The sequence below is a fragment of the Bacillus sp. (in: firmicutes) genome (assembly GCF_031983925.1).
Lineage (GTDB): Bacteria > Bacillota > Bacilli > Bacillales > Bacillaceae_G > Bacillus_A > Bacillus_A pacificus.
Genome location: NZ_DALYZR010000002.1, coordinates 357,366 through 382,300, shown reverse-complemented (window position 1 = coordinate 382,300; position 24,935 = coordinate 357,366). Strand labels below are relative to the sequence as shown.

Annotated in this window: 16 protein-coding genes; 12 read left to right on the top strand and 4 right to left on the bottom strand. The window is 32.7% G+C overall.

The genetic code is table 11. From position 1 onward, the window contains the following. The first annotated feature begins 91 nt into the window (after positions 1–91). From miaB to RTP99_RS07905, 10 genes are all read left to right on the top strand, one after another. Complete coding sequence (miaB, locus tag RTP99_RS07950) at positions 92–1,621, top strand: tRNA (N6-isopentenyl adenosine(37)-C2)-methylthiotransferase MiaB (RefSeq protein ID WP_001005374.1); 1,530 nt, start codon at positions 92–94, stop codon at positions 1,619–1,621. 3 nt (positions 1,622–1,624) lie between these two features. Then, a complete protein-coding gene (locus RTP99_RS07945) occupies positions 1,625–2,056 on the top strand; it encodes a YlbF/YmcA family competence regulator (protein WP_000870462.1) in 432 nt (143 codons plus the stop codon). Between the two features lie 125 nt (positions 2,057–2,181). After that, a complete protein-coding gene (gene cotE / locus RTP99_RS07940) occupies positions 2,182–2,724 on the top strand; it encodes an outer spore coat protein CotE (protein WP_001288798.1) in 543 nt (180 codons plus the stop codon). Positions 2,725–2,905: 181 nt separating this feature from the next. Next, positions 2,906–5,584, top strand: coding sequence for a DNA mismatch repair protein MutS (mutS, locus tag RTP99_RS07935; protein WP_000196017.1), 2,679 nt, complete (start codon positions 2,906–2,908; stop codon positions 5,582–5,584). Between the two features lie 8 nt (positions 5,585–5,592). Next, positions 5,593–7,536, top strand: a complete 1,944-nt coding sequence (gene mutL / locus RTP99_RS07930; RefSeq protein ID WP_000516452.1) for a DNA mismatch repair endonuclease MutL — start codon at positions 5,593–5,595, stop codon at positions 7,534–7,536. A gap of 631 nt (positions 7,537–8,167) precedes the next feature. Further along, positions 8,168–9,184, top strand: a complete 1,017-nt coding sequence (locus RTP99_RS07925; RefSeq protein ID WP_095843109.1) for a hypothetical protein — start codon at positions 8,168–8,170, stop codon at positions 9,182–9,184. Positions 9,185–9,258: 74 nt separating this feature from the next. Beyond that, positions 9,259–9,636: a hypothetical protein gene (locus RTP99_RS07920; protein ID WP_095843108.1), complete on the top strand. Its 378-nt coding sequence runs from the start codon at positions 9,259–9,261 to the stop codon at positions 9,634–9,636. Positions 9,637–9,961: 325 nt separating this feature from the next. After that, positions 9,962–12,043, top strand: coding sequence for an ATP-dependent nuclease (locus RTP99_RS07915; protein WP_095843107.1), 2,082 nt, complete (start codon positions 9,962–9,964; stop codon positions 12,041–12,043). Next, positions 12,040–13,968, top strand: coding sequence for a UvrD-helicase domain-containing protein (locus RTP99_RS07910; protein ID WP_232514357.1), 1,929 nt, complete (start codon positions 12,040–12,042; stop codon positions 13,966–13,968). Before RTP99_RS07915 ends, RTP99_RS07910 begins: the two co-directional genes overlap by 4 nt. Positions 13,969–14,905: 937 nt before the next feature. Next, entirely contained in the window at positions 14,906–17,215 is a 2,310-nt protein-coding gene (locus tag RTP99_RS07905; protein ID WP_232514356.1) for an ATP-dependent helicase, read from the top strand. 1,304 nt (positions 17,216–18,519) lie between these two features. Here RTP99_RS07905 and RTP99_RS07900 read toward each other — a convergent pair. Next, positions 18,520–19,203 carry an ArsR/SmtB family transcription factor gene (locus RTP99_RS07900; protein WP_095843106.1) on the bottom strand — a complete coding sequence of 228 codons (684 nt, stop codon included), beginning with the start codon at positions 19,201–19,203 and terminating at the stop codon, positions 18,520–18,522. Between the two features lie 96 nt (positions 19,204–19,299). Between RTP99_RS07900 and RTP99_RS07895 the strand changes: the two genes are divergently transcribed. After that, entirely contained in the window at positions 19,300–20,124 is an 825-nt protein-coding gene (locus RTP99_RS07895; RefSeq protein ID WP_095843105.1) for an isocitrate lyase/PEP mutase family protein, read from the top strand. A gap of 110 nt (positions 20,125–20,234) precedes the next feature. Here RTP99_RS07895 and RTP99_RS07890 read toward each other — a convergent pair whose 3' ends face one another. The 3 genes from RTP99_RS07890 to RTP99_RS07880 are packed head-to-tail and all read right to left on the bottom strand — an operon-like array spanning position 20,235 to position 23,469. Beyond that, complete coding sequence (locus RTP99_RS07890) at positions 20,235–21,626, bottom strand: MFS transporter (RefSeq protein ID WP_095843104.1); 1,392 nt, start codon at positions 21,624–21,626, stop codon at positions 20,235–20,237. After that, positions 21,626–22,576 (bottom strand): methionyl-tRNA formyltransferase, encoded by a 951-nt coding sequence (locus RTP99_RS07885; protein WP_095843103.1) that lies wholly within the window; start codon positions 22,574–22,576, stop codon positions 21,626–21,628. The genes RTP99_RS07890 and RTP99_RS07885 overlap by 1 nt, the downstream gene beginning before the upstream one ends. Next, positions 22,573–23,469 (bottom strand): ThiF family adenylyltransferase, encoded by an 897-nt coding sequence (locus tag RTP99_RS07880; protein ID WP_157734612.1) that lies wholly within the window; start codon positions 23,467–23,469, stop codon positions 22,573–22,575. Before RTP99_RS07880 ends, RTP99_RS07885 begins: the two co-directional genes overlap by 4 nt. 111 nt (positions 23,470–23,580) lie before the next feature. On the opposite strand from RTP99_RS07880, the gene RTP99_RS07875 reads away from it, so the two are divergent. Then, the gene (locus RTP99_RS07875) at positions 23,581–24,687 is read left to right on the top strand and encodes an ArsR/SmtB family transcription factor (RefSeq protein WP_095843102.1); all 1,107 of its coding nucleotides are present in this window, start codon (positions 23,581–23,583) and stop codon (positions 24,685–24,687) included. Positions 24,688–24,935 lie beyond the last annotated feature (248 nt).

The window sequence follows — 24,935 nt, the reverse complement described above, 5'->3', positions numbered from 1 at the left end:
TCTCAAGCTATCTAACCATTTTTGAGGTGGGTCTAAGTGCATTAAAATGGACTATAAAGTGTGTATAGTTAAGGGTGAAAGGAGATTACCGATGAACGAGCAACAACGATTAGCAAGTCAACAAGCAAATTCCTCTAAGAAAAAAGAAGAGAAAGATTATAGTAAATACTTTGAAAGTGTATACCAACCACCTTCCTTAAAAGAGGCGAAAAAACGAGGGAAAGAAGAAGTTAAAATTGAACGGGATTTTGGCTTACCTGAAGAGTTTCGCAATTTCGGTACAGGAAGAAAGTTCTATATTCGTACATATGGTTGTCAAATGAATGAGCATGATACAGAAGTAATGGCAGGTATTTTCACTGCACTTGGATATGAACCAACCTTTTCAACTGAAGAAGCAGATGTAGTATTATTAAATACTTGTGCTATTCGTGAAAATGCTGAAAATAAAGTGTTCGGTGAACTAGGGCATTTAAAGGCACTAAAACGAAGAAATCCGGATCTTTTAATTGGTGTATGTGGTTGTATGTCCCAAGAGGAATCAGTTGTAAATAAAATTATGCAAAAAAATCAGCATGTAGATATGGTGTTTGGAACGCATAATATTCATAGATTACCGTACATTCTAAAAGATGCAATGTTCTCGAAGGAGACGGTAGTTGAAGTTTGGTCCAAAGAAGGAGACGTAATTGAAAATCTTCCGAAAGTACGTCGTGGTGATATTAAAGCTTGGGTAAATATTATGTATGGCTGTGATAAGTTCTGTACATATTGTATCGTACCGTATACACGCGGAAAAGAGCGAAGCAGACGTCCAGAAGACATTATCCAAGAGATTCGTCATTTAGCTGCGAATGGTTATAAAGAAATTACGTTACTTGGACAGAACGTAAATGCATATGGTAAAGACTTTGAAGATATAGAATACGGTCTTGGCGATTTAATGGACGAACTCCGTAAAGTTGATATTGCCCGTATTCGTTTTACAACGAGCCATCCACGCGATTTCGATGATCACTTAATTGAAGTGCTTGGAAAAGGTGGCAACTTAGTAGAACATATTCACTTACCAGTTCAATCTGGAAGCACAGAAATGTTAAAAATTATGGCGCGTAAATATTCACGTGAGCATTATTTAGAGCTTGTAAGAAAAATTAAAGAAGCAATTCCAAATGCGGTATTAACAACTGATATTATCGTCGGTTTCCCGAATGAAACAGATGAGCAATTTGAAGAAACGATGTCGTTATATCGTGAAGTAGGGTTTGATACTGCCTTTACCTTTATTTATTCTCCGCGTGAAGGTACACCAGCTGCAAAAATGAAAGACAATGTACCGATGGAAGTAAAGAAAGAACGTCTGCAACGCTTAAATGCATTAGTAAATAAATTGGCAATTGAAAAGAATAATCGTTATAAAGGTCAAATTGTAGAAGTGTTAGTTGATGGGGAAAGTAAAAATAATCCAGAAGTACTTGCAGGTTATACTCGTACGAATAAACTTGTAAATTTCGTTGCTCCAAAGTCTTTAATTGGTCAGCTTGTGAAAGTAAAAGTAACGGATGCAAAAACTTGGTCTCTTAACGGAGAATTAGTTGAAGAGCCGATTGAGGTGGAATAATAGATGAAAGTATATTCGAAAGATGAAATTGTTGAGCAAGCGAAAGAATTAGCAAAAATGATTTCTGAAACAGAAGAAGTTGATTTCTTTAAGAAAGCAGAGGCGCAAATTCATAAAAATGAAAATGTGAAGCGCGCAATTGATGAAATTAAAGCACTGCAAAAACAAGCAGTAAACTTGCAACATTACGGGAAATGGGAAGCTTTGAAAAAAGTAGAAGCTGAAATTGATGCCCTGCAAGATAAGTTAGATAGTATCCCAGTTGTACAAGAATTTAAATCTTCACAAACATATGTAAATGACTTACTACAGCTAGTTGCAAGTACGATTTCTAACAACGTAACAGATGAAATATTAATTTCAACTAATGGCGATGTATTGAAGGGTGAAACGGGCGCAGCGGTAGAAAGTAAAAAAGGAAATTGTGGTTGTTAAAGAGATGTCGAATTGACATCTCTTTTTTTAGTGGATTAAACGTAAGTTCTTCTCAAAAAAAGAATGACACATTCCGCTATTGTCACGCATATGATTAAGTGAATAGTGATTGAGGAGGGTTACGAATGTCCGAATTTAGAGAGATTATTACAAAAGCAGTGGTTGGAAAAGGACGTAAGTATACAAAGTCAACGCATACATGTGAATCGAATAATGAGCCAACAAGTATTTTAGGGTGCTGGGTAATTAACCACTCGTACGAAGCAAGAAAGAATGGAAAACATGTGGAAATTGAAGGTTTCTACGATGTGAACACTTGGTATTCATTCGATGGCAATACAAAGACAGAAGTTGTAACAGAACGTGTAAACTACACAGATGAAGTAAGCATTGGATATCGTGATAAAAACTTTTCTGGTGATGATTTAGAAATTATTGCTCGTGTCATTCAGCCACCAAATTGTTTAGAAGCTCTTGTATCACCAAATGGTAATAAAATTGTTGTAACGGTAGAACGTGAATTTGTAACAGAAGTAGTTGGCGAAACGAAAATTTGTGTAAGTGTAAACCCTGAAGGTTGTGTAGAATCAGATGATGCTTTCCAAATTGAAGATGATGAGTTTGAAGAGTTAGATCCGAACTTTATCGTTGATGCAGAAGAAGAGTAATAGAAAGCTAGGGAGAAGTTCTTCCTAGCTTTTTACTTTACATAAGTGGTGCTTAGATGAACATGATTGCTAATGAAATGTGCTATAATGAAGAAAGACTCCTGAAATAGGAGATAAGAGTGTCCGTGAAATGTGACATATATGAATATAGATTATTATGTAAGAATTATGGAGGATAAGTATGACGCAATATACGCCTATGATACAGCAATATTTAAAAGTTAAGGCAGACTATCAAGATGCCTTTTTATTTTTCCGCTTAGGTGATTTTTATGAAATGTTCTTTGAGGATGCGGTTAAAGCAGCCCACGAACTTGAAATTACATTAACGAGCCGAGACGGTGGTAGTAGTGAACGTATACCGATGTGTGGTGTACCGTATCATGCGGCTAAAAACTATATTGAACAACTTGTTGAAAAAGGATATAAAGTAGCGGTTTGTGAGCAAGTAGAAGACCCAAAAACAGCTAAAGGTGTAGTGCGCCGTGAAGTCGTACAATTAATTACGCCAGGAACGATGATGGAAGGGCGTACGATTGATGAGAAAGAAAATAACTTTTTAGCCGCGTTAACACATTTTGAAGATGGATCATATGCGTTAGCTTGTAACGATTTAACGACTGGGCAAAATACAGTAACGTTATTGACTGGTTCAGTAGAAGATATTTTATTAGAAGTGTATGCAACTGGTTCGAAAGAAATTGTTGTAGATTCTTCCTTTTCTAAAGATGAACTAAACAAGTTAACTGAAACGTTAAAAATGACGATTTCATATGAAGATGCAACGGCAATTCCTGAAGGATTAGAACATCTTGTGAAAAATGTTTCACAAGCAAAGTTAATTAAAGCAGTTGGGCGCTTATTTAACTATGTAATAAGAACGCAAAAACGTTCATTAGATCATTTGCAGCCTGTGGAAATTTATTATACGAATCAATTTATGAAGATTGATGTGCATTCAAAGCGAAATTTAGAGCTGACAGAAACACTTCGAACGAAAGAAAAAACAGGATCATTATTATGGCTATTAGATAAGACGAAGACTGCTATGGGTGGTCGTATGTTAAAACAGTGGATGGAACGTCCACTTATACAGAAGGAACGAATTGAAGAGCGTTTAGAAATGGTTGAAACGTTTGTAAATGATTACTTCTTGCGTGAAGATTTAAAAGAAAAGTTAAAAGAAGTATATGATTTAGAACGTTTAGCAGGGAAAGTTGCATTTGGTAATGTGAATGCACGGGACTTATTGCAGTTAAGACGCTCGTTACTGCAAGTGCCAGCTATTTTAGAAGCGATTAGTTTGTTAGATAACGCGTATGCAGCGAGATTAATTCAAGGTGCAGATCCATGTGAGAGCTTAACAGAATTACTAGGAAGAAGTATTCAAGAAAATCCACCACTTTCTATTAAAGATGGAGATATTATTAAAGATGGTTATAATGACAAGCTTGATCAATATCGTTACGTGAGTAAAAACGGAAAAACGTGGATTGCTGAGCTTGAAAAACGAGAGCGTGATATTACAGGAATTAAATCGTTAAAAATCGGATACAACCGTATTTTCGGGTACTACATTGAAGTAACGAAAGCAAACCTTGGAGCATTACCAGAAGGCCGCTATGAGCGTAAACAAACGCTTGCTAATGCGGAACGTTTCATTACAGATGAACTAAAAGAAAAAGAAACATTAATCTTAGAAGCAGAAGAAAAAATTGTACAACTAGAATATGATCTATTTACAGCACTTCGTGAAGAAGTAAAAGTATTTATTCCGAAATTACAGCATCTAGCGAAAGTAATCAGTGAATTAGACGTACTGCAAAGTTTTGCGACAGTGAGTGAAGAAGAACAGTTTGTAAAACCTGTACTAACAACGAAGCGCGAAATCTTTATTAAAGATGGTCGTCATCCTGTCGTAGAAAAAGTATTGAACGGGAAATTGTATGTACCGAATGATTGTATTATGCCAGAGAATATGGATGTATTTTTAATTACAGGACCGAACATGTCTGGTAAAAGTACGTATATGAGACAATTAGCACTTGTAACAGTTATGTCGCAAATCGGTTGTTTCGTACCAGCAACAGAAGCAGTATTACCTGTATTTGACCAAATCTTTACGAGAATTGGCGCAGCAGATGATTTAATTTCAGGTCAAAGTACATTTATGGTCGAAATGTTAGAAGCGAAAAATGCCATTGCAAACGCATCAGAAAGAAGTTTAATTTTATTCGATGAAATTGGACGCGGTACATCTACGTATGATGGTATGGCACTTGCACAAGCGATCATTGAACATATTCACGACCAAATTGGTGCAAAAACGTTATTCTCTACACATTATCATGAATTGACAGTGCTAGAAGAAAGTTTGGATCAACTGAAGAATGTACACGTTTCAGCTATTGAAGAGAACGGAAAAGTAGTATTCCTTCATAAAATTCAAGACGGGGCAGCAGATAAAAGTTACGGAATTCACGTTGCGCAACTTGCGGAGCTTCCAGATAGCTTAATTGCTCGTGCGAAAGAAGTGTTAGCGCAATTAGAAGGACAAGAAGAAATTATTATTCCAAAGCGTGTAGAAGTGAAAATGCAAGAGCAAGAAGTAATTCCAGAACCTGTAGTTGTAAAAGAAGCGCCAGTAGAAATAGAAGAAACAAAGGTAGAGAATGAAGAAGAATCACAACTATCATTCTTTGGTGGAGAACAGTCTCCGAAAAAACAAGACAAGCCAGTTCTAGATACAAAAGAAACGGCAGTACTTGCGCAAATTAAAAAAATTGATTTACTTGATATGACACCTTTAGAAGCGATGAATGAACTGTATCGCTTACAGAAAAAGTTAAAGAAAGGATGAGTAAGTAGATGGGGAAAATTCGCAAACTCGATGACCAACTCTCAAACTTAATTGCGGCAGGGGAAGTAGTAGAGCGTCCTGCCTCAGTTGTAAAAGAACTTGTGGAAAATTCTATCGATGCGAATAGTACATCTATTGAAATCCACTTAGAAGAAGCTGGGTTATCGAAAATTCGTATCATTGATAACGGTGATGGTATTGCAGAAGAAGATTGTATTGTCGCTTTTGAACGACATGCGACGAGCAAAATTAAAGATGAAAACGATCTGTTTCGCATAAGGACACTCGGTTTCCGCGGTGAGGCATTGCCGAGTATTGCCTCAGTTAGTGAATTAGAATTAATCACTAGCACAGGTGATGCACCTGGTACGCACCTTATTATTAAAGGTGGAGACATTATAAAGCAGGAGAAAACAGCGAGCCGAAAAGGAACAGATATTACAGTACAAAACTTATTCTTTAATACACCAGCGCGTCTTAAATATATGAAAACCATTCATACAGAGCTTGGTAATATTACAGATATCGTATATCGTATTGCAATGTCACATCCAGAAGTATCGTTAAAGCTATTTCATAATGAAAAGAAATTGCTTCATACATCAGGAAACGGTGATGTAAGACAAGTACTTGCATCGATTTATAGCATTCAAGTTGCGAAGAAGCTTGTTCCAATTGAAGCGGAATCTTTAGATTTCACAATTAAAGGCTATGTAACATTACCAGAAGTAACGAGAGCATCTCGAAATTATATGTCAACGATTGTAAATGGTCGTTACGTTCGAAATTTCGTATTAATGAAAGCTATTCAGCAAGGATACCATACATTATTGCCAGTCGGACGATATCCAATCGGCTTCTTATCGATTGAAATGGATCCAATGCTAGTTGACGTTAACGTACATCCTGCGAAATTAGAAGTTCGTTTTAGTAAAGAACAAGAATTGCTAAAGCTTATCGAAGAAACATTGCAAGCAGCATTCAAAAAAATACAGCTCATTCCAGATGCGGGTGTGACAACGAAGAAAAAAGAAAAAGATGAAAGTGTGCAAGAACAGTTCAAGTTTGAGCATGCGAAGCCGAAGGAGCCATCTATGCCGGAAATTATTTTACCGACAGGCATGGATGAAAAACAAGAAGAACCGCTGGCAGTGAAGCAGCCAGCACAACTGTGGCAACCGCCGAAGCAAGAATGGCAACCACCACAATCGCTCGTAAGGGAAGAACAAAGTTGGCAACCATCTACAAAATCGATAATAGAAGAACCGATTCGAGAAGAGAAATCGTGGGACAGTAACGATGAAGACTTTGAATTAGAGGAATTGGAAGAAGAAGTTCAGGAAATCAAAGAGATCGAAATGAACGGTAATGACTTACCACCACTTTATCCAATTGGACAAATGCATGGAACATATATTTTCGCTCAAAATGATAAAGGCTTATATATGATTGACCAACATGCTGCGCAGGAACGTATTAATTATGAATACTTCCGTGATAAAGTAGGACGAGTAGCACAAGAAGTACAAGAACTACTCGTACCATACCGTATTGATTTATCTCTTACCGAATTTTTACGTGTCGAAGAGCAACTAGAAGAACTAAAAAAAGTTGGACTATTTTTGGAGCAATTCGGTCATCAATCCTTTATCGTCCGCTCACATCCAACGTGGTTCCCAAAAGGACAAGAAACAGAAATTATCGACGAAATGATGGAACAAGTCGTCAAACTAAAAAAAGTTGATATTAAAAAACTACGTGAAGAAGCAGCCATCATGATGAGCTGTAAGGCGTCCATTAAAGCTAATCAATATTTAACAAACGATCAAATATTTGCTTTACTGGAAGAACTTCGTACAACAACAAACCCATACACGTGCCCGCACGGAAGACCAATTCTTGTGCATCATTCTACTTATGAGTTGGAGAAGATGTTTAAGAGGGTTATGTAGGGATACTGTCAAAAAGGAAAAATTAATTAGACCAGGGAAAAATTAATTAGACCAGGGAAAAATTAATTAGACTAGGGAAAAATTAATTAGACTAGGGAAAAATTAATTAGACTGGAGAAAAATCAAAAGGAAATAATTTATTTTCGTTATTATTTTGGAAAAATTATGAGTTGAGAAAACGAAGCGATTAAAATAAGTCGCTTCGTTTTTATTAATTTTTTAGATTCTGATGTAAGTAGGCATCACAGTCAAGGTAAGAAAAGGAAATACCTCAAAACGAAAAAAGCTGAACTCTCATAAATAAATGTAAAAATTAGTTTTTTTTGTTATGAAGGTTTCTCAAAATATTAGTTTAATAGGTATGGGAAGGAATTGGTGTGTAGTTATAATTTTGTTATAAGTTTTACAATAAAGGTGTATATCTAGTTAAAGTTATGATTATACGTTTTTATTTATAGAAGTAAATTTTGAAAGACATAAACATGAGCTGTAACTTCACACTTTACGTGAGCTGAAAATGCTATTTGTAGAAATGCGGTTGAAAGTTTAAATTATTAATATTGCAAAGTACTTATAATATATATCTAAATAACTTAAAATTATGGAGAGGAAGAAGATAAGGGGTGAGAGTTTGCAAATAAATTCATTTAGAAACAGTATAAAGACGATAATAAGTGAATATATGAATGAGGAGGGCTTTGAGTATATATTTAGTGGGATTATTGAGTTTGAAGACTTTGTTACCCAAATACTGTTTGAGAAATATAAAGAAGTGTATTTAATTAGTAGTAAAAAATCTTCATTGCGTTCTTATATTCAACCTGGAGAAACGTTTGATTCAGATTATCAGCAATTAAAACGGATACTATCTTTTTCAAATTATTACAAAGAGAATAAAATAGAGAATTTAACAGAGAAAGGTATTGATTTTAATCAAATTTTTGGTTTAAAGGTTCATGTAACAGAAAATATAACTGAAAAAATAGCTGGTCTTTCTTTAAGTGAATTGGATATTTTTCAATTAATAACGATGCAACAGCTTGAATTATTAAAGAGTATTACAACTAAGAGAATTGTTAGTAGTAAAAAAATATCTAATAAACGCTTTATTGAAATGTTTAAAGCGATGGACAATTATTATCTCGATGTTAAAAAGGTTTTGAAGGCAGATAATTTTTTTTATCATTTAATTAACTTCTATGATCTCGAGAGGAATTATTTTACTGAGCTAGTGTATAGAATAGCTACATATATAGACGAACAGAATCTTAGAGAATATAATATTGAAAATTTTGCAGTGCTTTTTAATATAGCGATTGTAGATATCAATTTTCAAAGTGCTAATAGATTTCTTAAGCATCGACATGCTTATATTGCGGAGCTAATAAATGGTAATCAAACAACTTATACACAGCTAGTACATGTGTTATATCAAAAAGCAATTTTAGTCACACATTTTAAGGATAGAATTGATAGAGCATATAGAGAACTTGATTTATCCCATGTTGAAAAGCATTTAATGCAAAAGTATAATCTCTTTGACACGATAACGTATGATAAAGAGTGGAATAATAAGAAAATAAAAATTGTTAGATCCTTCTATGATAAATACTTAGATAACGTAAAATTTCCCGAAAATCGTACTTAGTTCCATATTTGTTATTGTGCTATCTTTAGTACATCACCACTGGATGATAACTATTACATAGGGGGTTGTTTAGAATGTCGAGTAGACTTAAAGGAAGAATCGTGAATATTGAGAGAAGGGACAATAAAATCTCTTATTTAACGCAAGGAATCCCAAAGAAAGAACAATGGAAGTATGATAAGAGATATCCTGGCTTAAATGGATCTTACATTACTGGTTCTGAATATTATGGAACAATACTTCTAATGAAGGTATTTGTTTATGAGTATAATAAATGTGTAGAGTTTGATATTAGAGATTATGTACTTCAGGAGAATGAAAAGAAAAAAGTTTCCTCCAAATTGCTAGATTATGTTGTCGAGCAAAATGTGGGAAAGAAAGTTGTTATTGAAGAGGTAGAGGAGACAGCATATTTCGACTTTTCCCAGTTGAATGTAAAAATGTCGAATTAAGCTGCATTAAACATATGTGATATATTGTAAAATATAAGAGCGATAGAAATTTAATGTCTATCGCTTTTACGTTTATCATTCATGAATTGGGGAATCAATGATATTAAAAGAGGAAGTAACATATTCCTATGATGTTAAATCTTCTTTAATATAAATTGAATACAGAAAGAATTTCAATTTCTGAAAGATAAATAATATGAATTTAATTAATAGGAAGTATACTTAGTAATCAATAGATATTGTATTATCCTCATGCAAAAATATTTATAATATATTAATAAGTTAGTTATGAATAAATGAAAGAATTTATAGAGGGGGAATAAAAATGTTTTTAAAGGAGATAAAAATTTGGAACTTTAGAAAATTTGGAGAAGGAGGAGCCGGTGAACCTGGTCTTCAATTACAGTTACATAAGAACTTTAACTTGTTGATTGGAGAAAATGATGCAGGTAAAAGTGCCATTATTGATGCAATACATTTTACATTAGGAACAATCAGTTCTGAAAATTTGCGGATAGTAGAAGAAGATTTTTTTGTTAATGATCAAGAAGAAATCAGTAATGAAATGAAAATAGAATGTATTTTTGCAGATTTGAATGAGGATGAGGCCGGGGTGTTTTTGGAGTGGCTCTCATTTAATGAAGTTAATGAATATGAACTAATAGTTCGACTAACGGCAAAAAGGATTAAGAATGAATTAACTGGAGAAAGAATTGAAAAGTTTATAAAAGCGGGGCCTATTAATGCAGATTTTAGGTTGGAAGGTACTGCGAGAGAAGTAATAAAAGCAACTTATTTAAAGCCACTAAGAGATGCGAAAAATGAATTGAAGCCTGGTTTTAAGTCTAGACTTGCTCAGATTTTAAAAGGATATTCTTCTTTTAAAGTTACTGCAGGATCACAGCATGATTTAGAGGATATTGTTGAAGAAACAAACCAAAAAATTGAGGAGTACTTTACAACCCCTACAGATGGAAAAACAATTATAGGAGAGATTTCTAATTACTTAGATGAATTTTTTAATATTCCTTTAAATGGAAAAGAGACTTATAAGCCCAAATTTCAAGTGGCACCTGCTAAATTAAATGATATTCTTAGAAAACTAAGTTTAGATTTAGATGACAAAGTATCAGGACTAGGAAGCTTGAACCTACTATTTATTGCAGCCGAAATGCTACTTTTAAATGATAGGATGGAAATTGGTCCTAACTTGACACTAATAGAAGAAATTGAGGCGCATTTACATCCGCAAGCACAACTTAGATTAATAAAATATTTACAAAAACGCTTAGAAGATGGTTCTGAATACAAAGGACAATTTATTTTATCAACACATAGCACAACTTTGGCGGCTTCTGCTTCTTTAGAACACATTATATTGATTCATGAAAATAAAGCATATCCTATGGGACATAATAATACTAGCCTAGAAAAACAAGATTATGAATTCCTTGAACGCTTTTTAGACGCAACGAAAGCAAATTTATTCTTTGCTAAAGGAGTCATATTTGTAGAAGGGGATGCTGAAAATTTATTACTACCAATGTTAGCTGAATTAATTAATAGACCTTTACATAGGTATGGAGTTTCTATAGTAAATATAGGAAATACAGCATTTAAAAGATATGCAAAAATTTTTTCCAGATCTACTCAATGGTTAGAAAAAGGAAATCCAACATTAAACATGCCTGTATCTATAGTTACAGATGTTGATATTAGACCAATAGAATTTTATCAGGATTCGTCTAAGGATTATAAATCAGTACTTGTTGTTTCAGATAAGTCGCAAATAGAGGAGATAATAGGTGAAGAAATTCAAGATGATGATATTAATGAAATAATAGGTCAGGCATTTACTTCTATTAGTAAATTAAAGGGTCAGTTAGAAAGATATTCAATAACAATAAGAAAGGAGGATAATGATCAGTTAAGTAAAGTCTTATCGAAACCTATTGATAAAGATACTATAGAAGAGCTGAGAGTTAAGAAAAAACTTCAGATTGAATCAGAATTCGAGCATTTAGAATCTAATGTAGGCATTTTTGTAGCGCCAAATTGGACTTTAGAATATGAATTAGCTTTAAGTTCTTTAGGACCTACGCTTGCTGAAGTAGTTCATTCAATTCGTTATAAACACCCTGATAGTCATCAAAATAAAAGAAAGTTAGAAGATATTATTTCTAAATTAGATAATGAGGATACAAAAGAAGAGGCTGCTTATGAAGTATACAAGCCTTTAAGTAATAAATATATTTCAAAAGCAATAGTAGCACAGAAATTAGCAAAGAAACTAGAAGTACTACCAGAAGAATTGAAAAATAAAATAGCAGTAGATCCATCCTTAGGGTATCTCGTACAAGCTATTTATCATGTTACTGAGCCACCAGAAAGAGGAGAAGAGCAATGATAGTTCTAGAGGGGAATCGGACAGATGATCAATTAATAGAAGAGTTAAAAAGCATTGAAAGAATTCTTCTTCCGCCAAATTGTGAGTTTTCAGATGATCAGAGGCGTGTGATATTAGCAGATTCGAGTGCTAATATTATTGCTGGTCCAGGCAGTGGAAAGACAACAGTATTAATAGCAAAGATTGCTTTTTGGTTGAAGAGAGTAAGAAAATTAGATAAGGAAAAAGGTATATGTATTATCACTCACACTAATGTGGCTGTAGACGAAATTAAGAAACAGCTTGAAGAAATTGGAATAGTTAATTTTGGATATCCAAACTTTATAGGAACTATACATGATTTTTTAAATCATTTTTTTACTTCTAAGGCGTATCAAGAATTATACCCAAACAAAAAAGCGCTATTAGATGAGGAGGAGATGTATAAAGAAAAATTCACTGAAATTTTCAGTGAATATAGTTCCTCTTATGCCCCTACGACTCGAATAAAAGAAACATATTTAGAATTTTTAAGTGATGGTAACCTAGAGTTAATAGGTGAGTGCAATGAGTGGTGTCGAGAAGATGTGATTAATACCTTCAGAGATTTGTTAGAAATGGGGATATTTAGGCATAATGATACTATATCATTTTCAAATTGGTATATAAAAAAGTATGAACATCCTATTAAGAACGCATTTGGAAAACGATTTTTGTGGGCATTTATTGATGAAACACAAGATACAAGTGAGATACAATATGATTTATTAATGAGAATATTTAATAATGGATTAACAATATTACAAAAATTTGGAGATCCATATCAAGCGTTGTATACAATGTTTGGAAAAGGGGAAGATGCTTGGGTACCATCTAGAGAAACGATACCGCAACTTGAATTATCATATAGTACACGTTTTGGTGAGAGCATCGCAAAAGTTTTAAGGACTACTTGTATTGAAAAATATGAAGTATTAAGAGGAAATCCTAATAAAAAATCATTTAAACCATACTTATTATTATATAACTCTAAAGATAACGTTATAAGTGAGTACTTAAATTTAGTAAAGAGTTTATCAGATACTAATACAGAGTTTAAGTGGAGTACCAAAAAAATAGGAGCAGTAGGTTTAATGCATGATGAAGTGAAAAATTATTATACTAGGTACAAAAGAAACAGTGATGTAAAGCCAAAAACAGAAACGATAATCAAGAATTTTTATGAGATAGTAATGAAAGGGTTACTAATGTATGTGAAGCATACAAATGATCAGTTACCGAAGGGGAAATCAGCATATTCTTTTAATTATTTTAATAATTTATTGAGACAAGAAAAGTTTATAAATATAAAGTCTAGGATAGCGATATGCATAAAAGAAATTTATGGTGCTGAGGGAGTTGTAAACGAGGATATTAAGGGAGAAATTATTAAAATATATAAAGCAATTATTGAATTAGAAGAGATAATAATTAATAGTGAAGATTTATTAAATGATTGTATAGAACATGTATGCAATAGAATTGAGAGGAATTATATTAGTTATAAGCGAGGACAACAGCTCTTCCAAAATAACCAAACGATAGATGTAGAATTTGTAGCACAAGATATTTGCTTTGGAACAGTTCATTCTGTTAAAGGTGAGACTCATAAAGCAACACTTCTTTTAGAATCACAGATAAGGAAAGGTGATTTTAATAATCCAGACATATTCTATGATTGTACGGAGATTTTTGATTTTTTAGTTGGAAATTATCGTAATTATGAAACTGAATCTGGATATTTACCTGAGGTGATTAGGGATGCACTAAAAACAGCTTATGTAGCGTTAAGTAGGCCGACACATTTAGCTGTGGTGGCTATAAATAAGATGAATTTAGGAGATTCAGTAGATGAAAAAAAGGGAATGGCTATTGAAGCTGGATGGGAAGTAATAGATGTTAATTAAAATTCTAAGAATATTTGTAAGTGACAAATATTAAAATAAAAATGGGTATTCTTCTCAATGTATAAAATGAGAATAAAGTTGTTAAATTAAAAAACTCAAACAAGTATAACCCCGTTCTAAATTTAGACGGGGTTATACTTGTTTAATTTTGATTTAGGATAATTCACTATAATAAAAAATATAACAATAATATTGTTTGAAAATCTAAGTTTCATTCAAAAAATAGTACCCTGTTGTGAAATAAACACAGTTAAATTAATTGTTCGGAGATAATCTCATTTTCACTTTTTTTATTTCGATTTCTTCTACACCTTTCTTTTTTATTGGTTAAAAATTGATGTTTCTACATCTTTTTGTTTATACGAAGGCAGGACTTCAATATGTCTTACATAAATAAATTCCCTGTTAAAATTAATAGACAAATAACCAATTTCCTTTTCTTCATCTGTAATGATGTAATCTTTTTCAGGCCGAAAAGTTTGCTTTATTCAATTGGAAAACAAAATCAAAATCTTGTTCTTTTGTTATTTGTAAAGATGGATTTATAGCCAACTTAAAATCCTCCTCAACTAAAAATTATGTTTTTCTCTTCTTTATAAAAAATTAAAAATCCTTCAAAAAAAAAGATTATAAAAATTTTCATTTAGTAACTGAAAAAGTCTATCTATGACATCTGATAACGGACACTATTAAAACAAGAGGTGTTATCTATAGAAAATAGCCCTTCAGTTTAAAATCCAAACAATGGAGAGAATAAGTTCTAGATATTTGGGAACAAATGCTTTAAATAGAGAATTGATATTTGTAATAAGTTTGATTTCTTTCATTAAAAAATGCGAGTTATGTAATTTTTTGTTATTTATAAGGGAGGGGACTTCCATCTTAAGGTATAATAATAACTAAGATTTAATTTTAATCAAGTTAGAGGGAGAAGTAAATGAGCATAAATTTTTTAGATAGTATATTAGGAAAAACAAAATTAACAAAAGAAATAGAGAAACTTCAAGAGAAAATTTGTTTTTTAGAGAGAGAGCTTAAGGAAAAGGAATATGTTATACAGGATTTATATGGAAATAATGAAGAATTAAAAGATGAAAAGAAATTAATAAATAATATGTTAAGGAAGCAAGGAAAAGAACTTAAACAAAATATAGAGTATATTACAATTAAAGAAAAAGAGTTATTACAAACCCAAGCTATTATTAACCATTATCAAAGTTATTATGGAGTAATGACATATGAAAATATCAAAGAGGAACAAATGATTTCTGATTTTGATGAAGACAAAGGCTTTTTTGAGTTTTTGAAACCTAAAAATGATAATAATGATTTTAATAGGGAACAAGTAGAAGCGATTAGATATAATATGCAAAACAACCTCAGAATTATTGCTGGTGCTGGGAGTGGGAAAACACAAACGATTTGTGCTAAAGCGGCTTATTTAGTAATGATGAAAGATATTCCTGAAGAAAAGGTAGCTATGGTGACTTTTACAAAAAAGGCAGCTGAAGAAATGAGAGAAAGAGTTATATCTTTCTTAGAGGAAGAGAGGACAAGGGTAGCTATAGGGACTTTTCATAGTTTTTTTAAAAAATTATATGACGAGTTAAAAAAGCGCTTTCCATATGTAGAAACTATAGGTGTCAATGGAGGAAAGGTAGACGAAAGAAAATATAACATAAAATTAAAAGAATTAATTAAAAAATATGGATTAAGAAAGTTAGATGAAGATGCTGGAGAAAAAAACTTAAATGAAAAAATTAGTTATTGGACGAATATGGGTTTTTCGCTCAAAGAAATGACGGAACATATAGAAAAACACTTTGATCTTCTTGATTCAACAAATAAGGAGTCTCTAAGTCAGAGATTTTATCAAATGATGCTAGAGTTTAACGAGATACGAAAAAAAAATAATATAGTTGTTTTTGATGATTATATGATTAATTTATTACATGTACTCGAGAATGATAAAGAAGCCCGAGAATATATACAACAACGATTTAGTTATATTTTTATTGATGAATTCCAGGATACCAATCCTCTTCAAATGAAAATTATTCAGCTCATTTGTCCAAATGATAAAGAAGATGTAGCCAAGTTAATAATTGTGGGAGATGATGATCAAAGTATTTATTATTTTAGAGGTGCTCAACCAAAATATATAAAAGAGTTTGATCAGATATATGAAACTCATACACTTACACTTATGACTAATTATCGCTCTACAGCTAAAATAGTGCAGGCTGGAAACCGAGTAATCACTTACAATGCTGAGGATAGAATACAGAAATCAATGGAACCATTTCATAAAAGTGAGGGAGATTGTTTTATTCAGCCTTTATCAAATCCCGAAAAAGAAGCAGAGTGGATAATAAATCGAGCTCAAAGAATTGGCCTAAATCACAATGATGTAGAAAAAGAATGGTCACCAGATTATACAAAAAGTGTAGTGTTATATCGCTCTGCGACTCAAATTAAAACATTTCTTTATGAACTAGAGGCTCAGAATATTCCTTTTGTAATAGAAGCAAATGATGATTTAATGGGGATTTTTAGCTTGGACGTATTTAAAAGAGCTTATAGATATTGGAGCCGCTTTTATAATGAAGAAGTTAATAAAAGAGCTCAATGGAATAACATTATTGCAGAGACCTCATATGCTTTTTATAAGAAAAAACAAGAAGTGGCTAATTTTATTGGAAATGGTTCTCTTTATTTAAATCCCAAAAAAGTAGCTGATTTCATTTGTGAAAATAAAAATTCAGATAAGAAAGCGTTAGTGATAGAATACCTGGAAGATCTTGTGAAGTTAAAAAATAAGAAACCTGTTTCAATCTCTGGAATAATAAATAAATTACTAAAATTCCCTGTCTCAGAAAATCAATTAACAGCAGATGAAATAAAGTGGATTGAAAAAGAAACAAGCCAGTTTTCTTCTTGGGAAGATGTTGCTAAAAGGTTTAATGAATTAGATAAAAAAAAGAAAGAAATGACAAGCAAATTAGAGAAGTATCATGATGGAACATATAATGCTCTTTACTTATTAACCATACATAAAAGTAAGGGGTTATCTTTTCCAAATGTATTTTTAATTGGTGTCTATGACGAAGGATTGCCAAGTAAAAGAGCAACAAAGGTTACTTCAACTGTATTAAAAGAGTCTATAGAAAAGGCAGAACCACCAACAACAATCGAAGAAGAGAGACGTTTAATGTATGGTGCGAAACGTTGGTGCGAAATCGTTTAACGAGGGATGCGCCGCATTATGAAATATCATAATGACAACTGATATTGCGAGACCACAATGGGATACCTAAAACAAATCCTATGATAAGATGGCTGCTGATACTCCCACATGCATAGTTGGTGACGATTGTGTGTGAAGCTGGGTGAAGTCGCATTGAGTAGCCCTAACAGGTCAAGCTGAGGAAAGGTTAAACACACTGCGAAAGTGATGCGGGCAGGGAGCTATATATGGTTAGTATTCAATGAAGATTGATGACGAACTACTGAATGTACGCCTCGTAGAACATTATGTAGAAATGCATAGAATTTAAATTCACTCCAAAGCAATTATCGTACAAATTGTGATGGATAAAGCTAATGGGTTGCTTTAGTTTAATAACGTGAATTCGGGGTAAAGGTAGAACCTAAGTATAGTTATGTACCTAGCAATATCGGAACGTTTGAAATCTCTAACGTTTAGTAATAACTTGGTAAAAAGAGTTATGAATAGAGATGGCAGTAGAGATGTAGTACCAATGAAGCCAGGATAATAAATGGTGGAGGGAAGGTCTCAAGTCTCCTTAAATATTATGATTTCATAGGTATGTGAGGAGATGGAGCGCCGTATGCGATGAAAGTCGCACGTACGGTGTGGGGTGGGGGAAAACGCGGAGATAACGTCAAAGGGTTACCTATCATCATTTGCTGTAACAAGGCCAAAGAAAAATCTTTATATTACATTCCCTAAAACAATTAATGGAAAGCCGTCTAAAAGATCGAAATTTTTAAAAGAAATTCAACTTCCAGTACATAAAGATAAATAAAAAGAAAAATGGAGCATATCCATTTTTCTTTTTTATACTTTTATAAGTCGGTTGATATATTGATGAAATACTTTGTGACAATGAATATATGTGAAGTAATATTAAAAGTGACTGAGAAAAAATTTTTAAGTGTATACTAGCATAGTTAATCTCAGGATACTCATCATATTCATATAGATTTTTAAAGATAATAATTAGTTAAAGGTATAAATCCCATTTCAAATTAAAAATACGAATGAAGTAACAACCAATATAAAATGTTAAATTTTATAAGAATTATTAGTTATTTGGTGGACATTCTTGGTTACTTTTCAATGTAGTAATATCAATATTAACGGTAGTTGGTATAGTATCGATTTCTAAATAAATTCGAATATATGGATATATTGTTAAAGAATTTTGTAGAACATTACTGATTGTTTGGATTGATTTGGATGTTTTATGAGAAACATGGGTATCGCCACATCGCCATCAAGCTAAGAAAAATACCCAGCAATAAAATTTAATTTTGTGTAATATCTATAGAAAACATTTGTTCAAATTTCTTTGTTCCATTAGGAGTGAGTTTGATTGCTCGTGACTTTGGTACTCTTTGAATCCAATTTAGTTGTAAGAATTTTTCTAATAATGCATTTCCTAGGCTCCCAGCAAGATGATGTTCTCTTTCAGAGCAATCTAAGCAAGCCTTTGCAAATATTCTTTGTTTTTGTGTAATCTTATTAATATCGATACCGAGTTCTTTAAAAAATTCTTGACCAGTCTTTGTTATATGAAAGTATAGATCATTTTTAATTAAGTATCCTTTATCTAGTAGGGAATTTGTAATAGCCACACCTAACTTTCCACCCAAATGATTATAGCAGGTACGAGCATATCTAAATTCACTGGATTGAGATGATTGACGCAAGGGCTTGATTTTTTCTTGAGGGCTAATTACAAGAAATGATTCAAGAATTTTTGATATTTCGGAATTAAAAATTCTGTAATAACTATGTTTTCCATGTTTTTCTATAGAAAGGATTCCTTCTTCTTGCATTTTTGATAGATGATAGGTAGCTGTTTTAGGTTTTATCTTAGCAACATGAGCCAATTCACTAGCAGGGTAGGCTTTACCGTCTAATAAATAGGATAATATATGTACTCTTAAATCAGAATGTAGTAATAAATCCACTTTAGAAATATTCATTTTTCACACTCCTAATAAAATAAGTATATTTCCATGCTAATCTAATTTTCAAAATGGTAAAATTGTTACAAGATATTATTTTAGGGGGAAGATAAAATGAATGACATTTTAATGAAGTCAAAGATATTTAATGATTATCATCACGATTCTTCCATATTAATTTTACCAAACGCTTGGGATGTTATGAGTGCAAAGATATATGAAGACTTAAACTATAGAGCTATTGGAACAACTAGTGCAGGAATTGCGGCATCTTTAGGTTATAGTGATGGTGAGCAACTGCCATTTGAATCCATGCTTGATGTTATCGAGAAAATTACCCAATCTGTAAATATTCCTGTCAGTGCAGATATAGAATCTGGATATGGAGAAACAATTGAAGAAATATTAGAGAATGTAAGAAAAATTATAGCTAGCGGTGTTGTAGGGATAAACTTAGAAGATAGTAAGAAAAATCATATATATTCCTTATACGATACGGCATATCAGCAAAAGAAAATTGAGAGTATTAAAAATGTGTCTATTTCAGAAGGGGTTCCTCTCTTTATAAATGCACGTACGGATGCATACATATTTAACAATAATAGGGTTGAAGAGACGATGAAACGTGCACAAGCATACAAAGATGCTGGTGCAGATGGGATTTTCATCCCTGGATTAGCCCAGAAAGAACATATTCACATGTTTACTAAAAAAATAAATTTACCACTTAATGTGTTGATTCATGAATCAACACCATCTATTCCAGATTTAGAATGTTTAAATGTTAGTAGAATAAGTTTTGGATCTGGAGCATATAGAGCTACTATTTCTACTTTACGAAAACTTGCATCGGAAGTAATTACGAAAGGGCAGTATGAAACCATGACTAATGAAGTTATATCCTATGAAAATATGATGGGATTTCTTCATAAAAACTAAGTGATATTTAAGTGTTTATATTTTTAGTTGAATAGGCCGTTGCAATACAGTTAGTTAAACAAAAACCGATTTATCCCTAGGTAAATCGGTTTTTGTTACTGAAAAAAAATTTAAGATTTTCGGTACCCTAAGAAGCATAAGATATTAAAGAGTAATAATCCTCCTGCGATATACCATGAATATCGAAAGGCTTGGATGAGTCCATCTGTTCCTAAATAGCTTTGTGTACTCATGAATGTTGCAGCAACTGCTGCACCAAAGGCAATTGCCACATTTTGTAACATGCGTTGTACGGCTCCAATGGATCCTTGTTTTTCTTTTGAAACAGATGCCATGATTGAAGCGATATTTGCTGGTTGGAAAATGCCACCTCCAATACCGTATAGAAACAATACACTAGCTAATAGATACGGTGACCACTGTGCTTCAATAAAACTTAAGCCGACAAATGCTATAAACATAACTCCTAAACCTATTCTCATAAATAAGGTTGTTCCAAAGCGCCCCATGAACTTCCCAGCTATTCTTGAGAAGATTACTAGGCCAAGTGGGGCTGATAGTAAAACAAAACCTGTTTGTAAAGGAGTTAATGACGTGAAATTTTGTAAAAAATATGGAGGGACGATAAAAATAATTGCTGATGCCACCCCGAATCCTATCGTTGCAAGTATTGGAACAATAAAGGTTGACTTAAGAAATAAATGTACATCTATAATAGGATGCTTAGTGTTGGATTCATGGAATATGAAAATACCTAATAAAATAATAGAAGCGATTATATACCCCCAAGTAGGTATACTTCCCATTACTTTGTTTGCTCCGTGAGATAAACTGAAAAGAAATAACAAGGCACTTAAAGTAAAGTATATATTTCCTAAAACATCAATAGGAGCTGGATGTTTTTCCTCTTTTATAAATCGAGAAATTTTATAACAAGCCCACAAACCTATTAAACATAATGGGATGTTAATCCAAAAAATCCATCGCCAACTTCCTAATGAAATGAAAAGCCCACCTGCTGTAGGACCTAAAATTGGTCCTAAGCCTATCATTACCCCTAAGGTACCTAATGCATGATTGCGATTTTCAGGACTGACAAGAGTTGTAATAAGTGCAGCAGATGTAGCCTGTAATGCAGCAGCACCAATACCCTGAATAGCACGAAATACAATTAATTGCCACATCTCTTGAGCTAATCCACATAGTATAGAGCTAATTAAAAATATGAAAAAACCATATAAACATATTCGAAAACGACCTACACGATCACTAATTTTTCCAAATAAAAGGATAGTTGCACTCAGTGCCATAACATATATGGTAACGCTCCATGCTGTTATAGTTACTGTTGAATGAAACTCTTTTTCTAAATAAGGTAGAGCAATGTTAATAATCCCTGTATCTAAAGTTGATAAGAACATCCCGATACCAGCAATCAGAATGACTAACTTTTCACTAAAAAGAGGGAGTTTACGATTTATAACCACATTTGTATTATCCATTAAATTGACACTACCTGTTCATTATGTTCTTGTTCATCTATTTGTGTGCTGGTTGACAAAACATCATTTATAATCATTTGTAAATGAAGCCATCCATCTTTTGTAGAAACAAGAATTTTATTGTTATGTTCACGAAATACACCAATACTTTGAATTTGTTGAGGATATTCTGTTCTTTCAGCACTTAAAATCCGGATTTTTTCATTATATTGATTAAATGCCAAAGCTCCTTGTGGATACCCAGCGCGAATAGTACGGAGTATGGATTCTATATCTTGTTCCCAATTTACAAAATAATCTTCTTCTTTTGGTTGACTATAATAGGTTCGATTAGACAATAACTGCAATTTTGAAGTGAAATCATTATTTTTAATTTTTTGAAGAACTTGTTTTAGTAAAATAATGGATTGTTTAAAATGCGTCTCTCGAATTTCTAAAGCTGTTTCAGTCCCTGACATCACAACTGGCAATTGAGCTAAAATAGGGCCAGCATCAATTTCTGGTACGACTTGGATACATGAAACGCCACCTTCTTTTTCTCCATTTTTAGCCATCCAGAAAAAAGGTGCTAATCCAGCATACCTAGGTAATGGGCTTGGATGAAAATTTATAGTATCTTCTTTGGGAATAGATAAAATATCTTCTTTTAAGATTTTTTGGTAATTAGCAATAATAAAATAGTCAGCATTATAATTTTTTAATAATTCTACTGTGTTAGAATCATTCAGTTTATCCGGTCGTAACACGGGAATGCCAATGTCCTTGGCTTCTTTTTCTAAATCAACTTGATCAGGTTCTCCAATATAATAAGAACATAACTTTCCTTCGGGACTAGTTACAAGAGCTTCTATGGAAATAGAAGGCTCTTGCATTAATTCCTGAAGAAAGGGTAAACCAAATTTTGAATTAACTTCTGAAAATAAAATGACTTTCGTTACAGGTCGAATCATTCTGACCACCACTTACCATGAACAATTTTAGATTGCCAAGCCATAGTATCAAACATAGCGTATCCCGGTTGAACTGGTAATTGTTGAGCACCTGGCAATTGATCAAGTTCTGTAATAGCTAATGCTAATCGTTCTGCTAAAACACCTTCTGCAAGCGGTGGGCATCCAGCAAAAATAGGCATTCTCTCTAAGTCTACAAACCAATGGTCTAACATTTCTTTACTTGGATATGAAGGCATTTCAGGGATAAGGCGTTCCATAAGTCGTTTAATAACCTCTGGAGTCATTGCAGCATCTTCAGGAATATCATACACTTCTTCGATAGGCATAGAATCTTTTGTGTATTTATAAATATATGTACCATGAGCAACTGTAGGAACCTTTAACATGAATTTACAACGGTCTGATTTTCGAAAAGCACGATGTAAGGCATATCGGTTACGAATTTCGTAAAAATCCATCTGGTCTAAAACGTAATCACAATCCTTTATAAATTCTTCAGCACTTTCAGGAGTAATCCCCTCTGGATATACCTCTATGTTTACATCTTTCGTAAGATTGTAAGTCATTTCAGCAACAACTTCAGCTTTATTTTTTCCTAGATGATCCAGATCAGCACCCATTTGTCTATTCATATTCGTAACATCAAATGTATCTGGATCTGCAAGTTTTAGATTTCTTACGCCCATTCTAACAAGGCGTGCAGCAAGCGCTCCTCCAATACCACCAGTTCCAGCAATTCCAACAACAGCATCACGTAGTTTTTTCTGTCTTTGTACTTGTTCTTCCTCGGTGCTGCCTAACCATCCAAGGCTTCGGTTTACGCGTTCCCAATACATCTCGTTATCAAATGCTTCTGATTTGTACATAAGTCTTTCGTTTTGCTTCAACATAATAAATTTCCCCCTTAAGTGTTTTTACTTTCAATGTAATGATAAAATAAAATTATCTTAATAATCTATCGATTTCGTTTTTATCAAATCGTTTAAGGAGAGAGCATTAATATGGGAATTGAAATAATATTTCCTCCGTATATAGCAAATAACAAGGAAACGCTGTTACAACGCATTCAATTTTCTTTTTCACCTTTGAATGAAATGTTTCGAAGCATGCATGTATTAAACAATCCAAAACATCACGGGATTCACTTACCATGGGTTATTGAAGCTAAAAAAAACTTAACAAGTGATATGCAGAAAGATCTACAATATTTTAATCTATGCTTTGAACTAGGAGTTCCACCCACGCTTCTTCCTGGAATCTACAAATCTGTATTCACAATTGAAGAGGAGATAGAATTACTCGCAAAAAAATTAACTGTTAAAAATGCTCGTAAAATTCTACATGAGTTAACACTTGTCTTTGAACACAGAGAAAATCGATTTATACCTAGTTTAGCTAAAGGGATTGAATGGACTGATTTTGCTTTCAGTAATAAGAGTGCTATACTCGAAGATTTAAAGAGGCGACCAATCTTTGTATTCCATAGGTTACTTAATTTTCTAACAGATTATTATCAAATAATTTTCTCGGCTATATGGGAGGATTTAAAAAGTGAATTATTAAATGAAATTGTGGAGCAAACTACCTTACTCAAAACAAAAGGATTTTCAGCATTTATAGCTTCCTTATCCTCAGAGCGCATTTCTTGGATTGATAATAAAAATAAATTGTATCTTCACAAACCATTTAAAACAATTTATCAGATGAAAAGTGATGAATCTATTATTTTTATGCCCAGCTATTTTGTTTGGCCTCATTTTTTTGTAGACGAAATAAAAGAGGGAGTTGTTATTGTTTATGATTCTTCAATAGCAAGAGAACAGGCATTTCCAGAGCAACCGATTGAAAAAATGGTAGATATTTATAGAGCTTTAGGGGAGCCTTCTAGGTTACAAATTCTAAGGATATTACAGGAACGATCATTAACCACACAATCCTTGGCACAAATTTGTCATTTGAGTGAGGGTGCGGTTTCTAGACATCTTCAAGTACTAAAAAAAGCAAAATTAGTTACCAGTAAAAAAGATGGAAAATATGTATTATATAAAAGTCAAAAAAATATTATACAAATTCTTTCAAAGCTAATTATGGAAGCTACGGTAACCTAATGTAACACAATATTACTGATTGCTGTATTAACAGTACTAGGTAATGGTACACAAGTATATATCAAAATCTAATTTCAAAACACAAATGATATGTTCAAAAGATAGTCTGAAAAAAATAGATGTAATTATAGAAAGTTATGATAAGTGGATAGATTATAAATTTTATAGGCAAAATATTTAAGATTTTTTATTAAATAATAGTTTCTTCAGATAAAGAAAAAACATCTGAAAAGAATGCACTATTTATT